A 6,356-nucleotide genomic window follows, 5' to 3' on the forward strand; every position below is an offset into this window, starting at 1 on the left:
TAATATGAATTTAAATGATAAAGTAGCTTTAGTTACTTCTGCAACGAGAGGTATAGGTTTTGCAAGTGCTTTAAAACTAGCTGAAAATGGTGCTACAGTTTATATGGGAGTAAGAAGATTAGAAGCAACTCAAGAGATTGTAGATAAATACCCTAATCTTAAAATGATTCCTGTATTCTTTGATGCTTATAAAGTTGAAAGCTATAAAGAAATGGTTCAAACCGTTATCGAAAAAGAAGGTAAAATTGATATATTAGTAAATAACTTTGGAACTGGAAGACCTGAAAAAGATTTCGATCTTGTTAATGGTGATGAGGATGCCTTCTTTGAAATAATCGAAAGTAATCTAGGAAGTGTTTATAGAATATCTAAATTAGTAGTACCTCATATGATTAATAATGGTGGTGGAAGTATTGTTAATATATCTTCTATTGGAGGAAGTGTTCCTGATATTTCCAGAATAGGTTATGGTGTATCTAAAGCTGCTGTAAACAATATAACTCAACAAATAGCTATGCAATACGCAAGAAATAATATAAGATGTAATGCTGTATTACCTGGATTAACGGCTACAGATGCTGCCATAGACAATATGCCTGAAGACTTTAGAAAATCATTCTTATCACATGTTCCTTTAAACAGAATGGGAACTCCTGAAGATATGGCTAATGCTGTATTATTCTTTGCAAGTGATATGTCATCATATGTTACAGGTCATATAATGGAAGTTTCAGGGGGATATCATTTAGGAACTCCTCAATATGCTGATTTTGTTGGACGAAAAATGGTAGAGCAATAATTTAATTATTAAAGAGTACTTTAACTAGTGCTTAATACTAATATAAAAAACTCATTACTTAGCATTTCTATTTTTATTAGAAACTACTATGTAACGAGTTTTTAAATTTTTTATACTTTTCTATACTATATTTGATTTGTCTAAATTTAAACTAGTCATATCTCTATTCTTTAAATATTCAAGTTCAACCGGTTCACTTAAATAAAATCCTTGTATAAGCTTATACCCATATTCTTTTAACATATCTAACTGGCTTTTATTTTCTACGCCTTCTACTACTATACTAATATTTAGTTCTTTTGATAAATTCAATATATGTTTAAGAATAACTCTCGCTCTGCTGCTATCCTCTAATTGTGATGTTATACATCTATCAACTTTTACACAATCTGCATTAAATTCAATTATTCTATCTATATTTGAATATTCTCTTCCAAAGTCGTCAATAGCTATTTCTATTCCTATCTTAGATAATTCATTTAATACTTTCTTTGATTCTTCTAAATCTTTAACATTTGAGTTTTCTATAACCTCTATACATATCCTATTAGGTGAAATATTATATTTATCTAATATCTCCTTTGTATTTTTTACAAAGTTACATCTTTTTAAGTGCAGTAAAGATACATTAATGCATACTTTCCCAAAGTTAATATTATCATCAGTCAACATTTTCACAGCTTTACACGCTTCTTCAAAGACTATATCACTAATCCTATATAATAAATTATACTCTTCTGCTATTGGAATAAATATATTGGGCTGTATTATTCCAAATTTATTATCTTTTAATCTTATTAATAATTCTATCTTTTCCATTATTCCTGTTTCTATATTATAAATTGGCTGATATACAAACGTAAAACTATTATTTCTTATAGCAGTCTTAATAATTTGTACAATTTTAATTTCACTTAAATTATTCATTAAATCGCCACCTTCAAATATTATGATTACTACTTACATTGCTAAATAGTTTTAATTTTCAGTATTTTCCATTACTATCTTTGTTTCAAATATATAATTATCATGCTTCCTAGTAACTACACCATTATATTCATCAACAATTTTATTTATCTGTGCAATACCTCTGCCTAACAATCCTTTTCTTTTACTACTAAAATATTCGTTATCTATTAACTCTATATTTCCACTCATAGAATTTTTAATTAATATTATTAAATTTTTTTTTACAGTAATAATTTTTATATTTATAAACCTATTTGATTTAGTTCTCTCACAAGCTTCAATAGCATTATCTAAAAGATTACCTAATAATCCACATAAATCTATATCATCTATATGTATAGTCTCTGTTATGTTAACACTTATTTTTACATCTATATTTTTATCAACTGCAACAATTATTTTAGAATTAATTATTGCATTTAAAACATTATTATTAGTTGTTATAAAGCTCTTGTATTTTCTATCATAATTAATACTATTTGATATTTCACCTAAGTATTTGCCTGCTTCCTCGTATCTTTTTTCTTTTAACATATACATAGCTACATTTATATGATTCTGCCAATCATGCTTCCATTGAGTCATTTCGTTATATATTGTTCTAATTTCTTTGTTATATTTACTATCAGCTTCAAGCTTATTCAAGTTGCATTCAGTAATAATTAGCTTTTTAGATTTTTCGTAAGATAAATTTAAAATTCTTATTAATAAAAAATGAGAAATTAATATTGCTATTGCTACAAAAGCACTTTCATTCCCTATACTTTTCCCAACATAGATAAATCTGTTCATTAATATGTTATCCGCGCTAGCCATAATAATATTACTTATTGTTATTACAGGTAACACACTATTGTCCTTAAGCTTTATATATTTAAATATTCTAGAGAAAATGATTAAACTAATAAGATATATAATAATTTTTGCAGTTACGATATATTTTTTAACAAAATCTATATTTATCGCTAATGTAGTAGGTATACCTTTCACTGTTAAATATATATAAAAAAATAATATATTCATAGTTGCTATTAAGATTATATATGTAGATACTAAGTATAACTTTTCCCAAATTGAGCCTTTTTTATAAATAAACAAATAAATAATACTTGGTACTAAAGTAATCAGTTCAGTGACCATTATTGTGTTATATTTTTCTAGCCATACTGACATTAGAACTGTAGTTAGTATAATAACTATTAAAGTTCCTATAATTATGTTTATTTTACTAATTTTTTTCTTAAACTCTAATTTTCTTCCTAAAAACCAATTCATTACGATTGAATAAATTAATAATTTGAATAAATCCGAAGCATAATTACTATTAAACGTCATTGCAATTTCTCCTTTAAAACCAATCACTCAGTTTTTGCAAAGTAATTAATAAAGGTATTATATGTATTATCCATTCTTGTTTTACTTATAGGAATTTTAATATCATCCTCTAATAGCAAGCTGTTCTTGTTTATATTTTTAACATACTTAATATTTACAATATAAGACCTATGACATCTAACAAAATTTTCTTTAGGCAATAGCTCCTCTAATTGACTAATTTTCCTATTAAAAGTATATATTTCATTCTTACTATGAATATCAATGTAATGATCAAAAGCGATAATATAGAATATATCATCATAGTCTATCTTAAATATATTTTTACCTTTTGATAAAAGTAAAAATTGTTTAGCATTTTTATCTTTTTCTAATTTTTCTTTTACTCTATCTAAAACATTAAAAATTTTCTCATCATTAATTGGTTTTAGTAGATAGTTAAATGCTGCTACGTTATATCCATCAAACACATAATCATCTATTCCACTAATAAAAATAATTATTACATCACTATCCTTTAATCTTATATTTCTAGCTAACTCCATACCAGACATACTTTTCATTCGAATATCTAGAATGATAACATCGTATACCTCTTCATATTGCCAACTAAATAGAAATTTTTCTGCAGATTCAAATATATCTATTTTATATTCAATATTATTCTTATCTGCCCATCTTTTTATATAATCTTGATTAATCTCTGCCTGAATTATTTCATCTTCACAAATTGCAAATTTTATCATACCAGACCCCTTCAGTTAAAAATAAAATTTTTCTATATCATTGATATTAATTTAAAATACATCCGTCATAAATTTATGTTTTTTTACATTTTCGCTTAATCTATGATAAAGTATCTTAAATAAATTAATCTATTTTCTTCGTGTAATAATTATTTTTATTCGCAAATTTTTATTCATATTATAAATCTAACAAAATAAATTCATTAAATTTGCACAGTCATTATATTAGTTTTTCCATCTCAGCAATAAAAATACTCAAGAGCTCTTATTACAAAAAAAATAGATAGCAAGTCGCTATCTATTAATGTAAAATTTCTATTTCAAATTTAATCTTAATATTATGGCAGTTGATTACCTGCTGCTCTGTATAATTCATACCATTCTTGTCTTGTTAATTCAACTTCTGAGGCTTTACATATATCTCTTAAACGTTCAGTATTAGTAGTACCAACTATTGTTTGTATTTTTGCTGGATGTCTTAATATCCAAGCAGTAGCTATAGCTGAATTAGTTACATTTTTCTTTTCTGCAATTTCATTTATCTTTGCATTTAACTCTGGGAACTTATCATTATTTAAGAATACACCTTCAAAGAATCCATATTGGAATGGAGACCAAGCCTGAATAGTTATATCCTTAAGTCTGCAATATTCTAATATACTTCCATCTCTATCTATTGAAGGCTCTACCTTCATATTTACGTTTATTCCGGAATCTATTATTCCAGTATGCATTAAGCTAAATTGTAATTGATTTATCATTATCTTATTTTTCAAATACTTATTTAAAAGCTCAATCTGCATTGGATTATGATTGCTTACACCAAACTCTCTTACCTTTCCTGCTTTAAATAATTCTTCAAATGCTTCTGAAACTTCTTCAGGTTCCATCAAAGTATCTGGACGGTGTAATAATAATATATCAAGATAATCTGTCTTTAATCTCTTTAATATTCCATCAACAGAACTTATTATATGTTCTTTTGAGTAATCGTAAAATCCTGGTCTTATTGAACACTTACTTTGAATTATCATTTTTTCTCTTAAGCTTGAATTCATCCCTATAGCTTCTGAAAAAATCTCCTCTGATCTTCCTTTGCCATAAATATCTGCATGATCAAAGAAATTAATCCCTTCCTCTAACGCTATATTAATTAACTTATTTACATCTTCCTTTTCCATATCTGCAATTCTCATACATCCTAAGCCTATGCTAGAAGCTTTAATATCAGTTGTACCTAAAATTATATTTTTCATAATATTTTCCTCTCACTTTCTACTCCCTATTTTTTATTAACTCTTTCTTACGTACTACAAGTGTTTCACATTTATCCTAGTCAAACATTTTATCATTTCCTGACATGATATTTTTACATCATTTCTATAGTACTACTTCTATCCTATCATCTAAACATTTTCATAGTCAAATATTAATTGTTAATATAAATTAAATTTAATCTATTAACCTTAACTTTTATTCTCTTTCGTTATATAATATTTTACATAATAAGTAATATAAATTTAATTAGGTGAACGGAGAAAATTTATGAGTAAAGAAAAAAATAAAATTCCATCGATAAGTATTATTTTAATAATTATTTCTTTTTTTATTATGACTGTAAGCAAAGCTGTTGGAATAGTATTAATTACTGCAATAATACTATTTAATATTTTAAAGCAAAAATACCTTATTAATGTTATAAAAGGTAATAGAGCTTATACAGCTAAGGATTACGCTACAGCAATTGAGGAATATAAAAAAGCTGGTTCTTCTAAGTATGCAAATGCAGGAATTATTAGAGGCTACATCTTAATCGAGCTAAAACATGGGAATCCTGATAGAGCTAAAGAAGTTTTAGATAAACTTTTAGCAGAAAGAAAATTCAAAGACCATGAAATGCTTAATTTAAATGTATCTAAAGCTTTAATACTCTGGAAAACTGGTAATCTTGAAGTTGCTATTAATAAGCTTAAAGATTTATTATCAAAAGAAAAAAGTTCTTATATTTACGAGACTTTAACGTCTTTATTACTTATAGCTGGCCGTGTTGAGGAATCTCTTGAATTACTAAAAGAAGGCCTAGAGTATGATGACAGCAATAATATATTAAAATCAAATTTTGGTGAAGCTAACTTTAAGCTTGGAAATACTGAAGTTGCTGAAGAAACTTTTGCCTCATTATTAGAAGAAAATATTTTATTTATTGAACCTTACTACTTCTACGCATTAATACTTAAACAAAAAGGTGAAAGTGAAAAAGCTATTGAATTATTAGAAAAAGCATTAGATACTAATGATTCATTGCTAACAACTGTTTCAAAAGATTCTGCAGAGAAAGTTTTATATGAATTAACACCAAATATATAAAGGGGCTGTATCAAAAAAAATTTGATATTTGCCGATAAAGAAAAGGAAGTTCGAATTTGAACTTCCTTTTTTGCGCATAGTAATAATATGAAAAACTTCACAAAAAATGTGATTCCTATGCAACAAATAGGATTTGCATT

Annotated in this window: 6 protein-coding genes; 2 read left to right on the forward strand and 4 right to left on the reverse strand. The window is 26.0% G+C overall.

What is annotated here, in order from left to right; genetic code table 11:
* Positions 1–4: 4 nt before the first annotated feature.
* Positions 5–799, forward strand: coding sequence for an SDR family oxidoreductase (locus tag H8S10_RS05495; protein ID WP_186838173.1), 795 nt, complete (start codon positions 5–7; stop codon positions 797–799).
* A gap of 120 nt (positions 800–919) precedes the next feature.
* Here H8S10_RS05495 and H8S10_RS05500 read toward each other — a convergent pair whose 3' ends face one another.
* The 4 genes from H8S10_RS05500 to H8S10_RS05515 all read right to left on the reverse strand — a co-directional run bounded on the left by H8S10_RS05500 (position 920) and on the right by H8S10_RS05515 (position 5,105).
* Positions 920–1,726, reverse strand: a complete 807-nt coding sequence (locus tag H8S10_RS05500) for an EAL domain-containing protein (RefSeq protein WP_186838174.1) — start codon at positions 1,724–1,726, stop codon at positions 920–922.
* Positions 1,727–1,777: 51 nt separating this feature from the next.
* Positions 1,778–3,103, reverse strand: coding sequence for a sensor histidine kinase (locus H8S10_RS05505; RefSeq protein WP_186838175.1), 1,326 nt, complete (start codon positions 3,101–3,103; stop codon positions 1,778–1,780).
* Between the two features lie 23 nt (positions 3,104–3,126).
* Complete coding sequence (locus H8S10_RS05510) at positions 3,127–3,849, reverse strand: LytTR family DNA-binding domain-containing protein (RefSeq protein WP_055264656.1); 723 nt, start codon at positions 3,847–3,849, stop codon at positions 3,127–3,129.
* A 338-nt stretch (positions 3,850–4,187) separates the two neighbouring features.
* Positions 4,188–5,105 carry an aldo/keto reductase gene (locus H8S10_RS05515; RefSeq protein WP_055264655.1) on the reverse strand — a complete coding sequence of 306 codons (918 nt, stop codon included), beginning with the start codon at positions 5,103–5,105 and terminating at the stop codon, positions 4,188–4,190.
* Positions 5,106–5,394: 289 nt separating this feature from the next.
* Here H8S10_RS05515 and H8S10_RS05520 point away from each other — a divergent pair, with 289 nt between their 5' ends.
* Positions 5,395–6,216, forward strand: coding sequence for a tetratricopeptide repeat protein (locus H8S10_RS05520; RefSeq protein WP_186838176.1), 822 nt, complete (start codon positions 5,395–5,397; stop codon positions 6,214–6,216).
* Positions 6,217–6,356 lie beyond the last annotated feature (140 nt).

The sequence above is a fragment of the Clostridium sp. NSJ-49 genome (assembly GCF_014287725.1).
Classification (GTDB): Bacteria; Bacillota; Clostridia; order Clostridiales; family Clostridiaceae; genus Clostridium; species Clostridium disporicum_B.

Bases quoted from the DNA above. Each gene is read 5' to 3' on its own strand.
- H8S10_RS05495 (WP_186838173.1), top strand. From the start codon at position 5: ATGAATTTAAATGATAAAGTAGCTTTAGTTACTTCTGCAACGAGAGGT.
- H8S10_RS05500 (WP_186838174.1), bottom strand. From the start codon at position 1,726: ATGAATAATTTAAGTGAAATTAAAATTGTACAAATTATTAAGACTGCT.
- H8S10_RS05505 (WP_186838175.1), bottom strand. From the start codon at position 3,103: ATGACGTTTAATAGTAATTATGCTTCGGATTTATTCAAATTATTAATT.
- H8S10_RS05510 (WP_055264656.1), bottom strand. From the start codon at position 3,849: ATGATAAAATTTGCAATTTGTGAAGATGAAATAATTCAGGCAGAGATT.
- H8S10_RS05515 (WP_055264655.1), bottom strand. From the start codon at position 5,105: ATGAAAAATATAATTTTAGGTACAACTGATATTAAAGCTTCTAGCATA.
- H8S10_RS05520 (WP_186838176.1), top strand. From the start codon at position 5,395: ATGAGTAAAGAAAAAAATAAAATTCCATCGATAAGTATTATTTTAATA.